Source organism: Bradyrhizobium genomosp. III (assembly GCF_000261705.1).
Lineage (GTDB): Bacteria > Pseudomonadota > Alphaproteobacteria > Rhizobiales > Xanthobacteraceae > Bradyrhizobium > Bradyrhizobium ottawaense.
In genome coordinates, this window is sequence record NZ_AJQF01000304.1 from 1 (window position 1) to 2,137 (window position 2,137).

Genomic DNA, 2,137 nt, shown 5'->3' on the forward strand with positions numbered 1-2,137 from the left:
CGCGCTCATCACGGCCCCCGAGGCGCGCGATCCCGAGCTTCTGAGGAAGCTCGATGCGGTGGCCGGGCGCATCCTGCGCGCGTGAAGTGAAAGGCAGAATGCCATGAAGGTCGACGGCAAGCATTTTCGCAGCATCTGGCGCGAGCATGACGGCTGGTCCATCGGTGCGATCGACCAGCGCCGCCTGCCGCATGAGTTCGTCGTCGCGAAGCTGACATCGTCTGAAGACGCAGCCGTCGCAATCCGGGACATGCTGGTGCGGGGCGCGCCGCTGATCGGTGCCACCGCGGCCTATGGCATGGCGCTCGCCATGCGCGAGGACGCCTCCGACGCCGGTCTGAAGCGTGCCTACGACACGCTCATCGTGGCGCGGCCGACTGCGATCAATCTGAAATGGGCGCTGGACGAGATGCGCAGGGCGCTCGCGCCGATCGATCCGATCGAACGGGCGGAGGCGGCCTATGCGCGTGCCGACGAGATCGTCGAGCAGGATGTCGAGATTAACCGCGGCATCGCCGGCAACGGCTTGAAGCTGATCGAGGCAATCGCATCGAAGAAGCGGGGCGAGATCGTCAATGTGTTGACCCACTGCAACGCCGGCTGGCTCGCCACCGTCGACTGGGGCACGGCGACGGCGCCGATCTATCTTGCGCACGAACGCGGCATCAAGATCCATGTCTGGGTCGACGAGACGCGTCCGCGCAACCAGGGCGCCTCGCTCACCGCCTGGGAGCTCGGTCATCACGGCGTGTCGCATACGGTGATCCCCGACAACACCGGTGGGCACCTGATGCAGCACGGCATGGTCGATCTCGCCATCGTCGGCACCGACCGCGTCGCCGCGAATGGCGATGTCTGCAACAAGATCGGCACCTACCTGAAGGCGCTCGCCGCTCGCGACAACGGCGTGCCGTTCTATGTCGCGCTGCCGTCGCCGACGATCGATTTTACCGTCCATGACGGCATCCGCGATATTCCGATCGAGCAGCGCAGCGGCGTCGAGGTCACCGACATGACCGGCCGCACCGCGGATGGAAGGCTGGAGACGGTGCGCATCGTGCCCGAGGGATCGCCGGTCGCGAATTACGCTTTCGATGTGACGCCGGCACGGCTCGTGACCGGCCTCATCACCGAGCGCGGCGTGCTGAAGCCGGATCGCGACGAGCTGGCGGCGGCGTTTCCGGAGCGGATCGTGGCGGCGGCGGAGTAGCTCTCGTAGGGTGGGCAAAGGCGCGAAAGCGCCGTGCCCACCATCTGCTTGTGGTGGGTACGCTTCGCTTTGCCCACCCTACGGCTTCGTGCCTCGCAACGACGAGGTGCCTACCCCAGCTTCAGCCCCGTCGCCGCCTCAAGCTCCGCAATCGCCTGCGCGCTGCTCGTCACCTTGATCGTGGTCATGCCCATCTCGCGCGCGGGTTTCAGATTGACGCCGAGATCGTCGAGATAGATGCAATTGTTCGGATCGACCTTCAGTGTCTCGACCATCAGCCTGTAGATTCGCGGATCGGGCTTGCGCAGGCCGATCTTGGCGGATTCGATCACGTGGTCGAACAGCACCATGACTTCGGCGATGTAGAGGGAGCGCCCGGTCATGCTGCCGATGGCATTGGCAGGCAGATTGTTGGTGATGCAGCCGGTCTTGAATTGCGCCTTGATGCGCTTCAGCGCCTCGACCATCTCGGGGCGCAGATCGCCCTGCAGCAGCGGCAGCACGTCGCGACCGCGCACCTCCGCGCCGAGTGCGAGCGATTCCGTCGCGAACAATTCGTCGAAGGTATCGATATCGACCTCGGCCCGCTCGAACTTGGCCCAGGCGTTTTCCAGGTGGTTGGCGGCGTTGGTCCGCCGGATGATGTCGACGGGCAGGCCGCGCTCGGTCTCGAACCGCGCGAATGCTTCGAACGGTGAACTCGTCAGCACGCCGCCAAAGTCAAAGATCACCGCCTCGATCGCCACTATCCTGCCCTCGCCAATTCCTTTCCAAGAGGGCTAGCATGCGCTATCGGCAAGGGCCAGTCCGAAGCAATCTGCCGCCGCCAATACCGAAGCGTGTTCCCATGAAGAAGCTTGCCACGTTCATCACGACTGCGCTGCTGCTCGCCACACCCGCCCATGCCATCGTCGGCGGCGGCACGCC

Annotated in this window: 2 protein-coding genes; one reads left to right on the forward strand and one right to left on the reverse strand. The window is 65.0% G+C overall.

The window, feature by feature from the left end:
- Positions 1-103 precede the first annotated feature (103 nt).
- Positions 104-1,210, forward strand: coding sequence for an S-methyl-5-thioribose-1-phosphate isomerase (mtnA, locus tag IC66_RS0125275; RefSeq protein WP_028139654.1), 1,107 nt, complete (start codon positions 104-106; stop codon positions 1,208-1,210).
- A gap of 110 nt (positions 1,211-1,320) precedes the next feature.
- Here mtnA and IC66_RS0125280 read toward each other — a convergent pair whose 3' ends face one another.
- A complete protein-coding gene (locus IC66_RS0125280) occupies positions 1,321-1,956 on the reverse strand; it encodes an HAD-IA family hydrolase (RefSeq protein WP_038949517.1) in 636 nt (211 codons plus the stop codon).
- Between the last annotated feature and the right edge of the window lie 181 nt (positions 1,957-2,137).

Excerpts from the sequence above, each read along its gene's own strand:
- mtnA (WP_028139654.1), top strand. The coding sequence starts at position 104 with ATGAAGGTCGACGGCAAGCATTTTCGCAGCATCTGGCGCGAGCATGAC.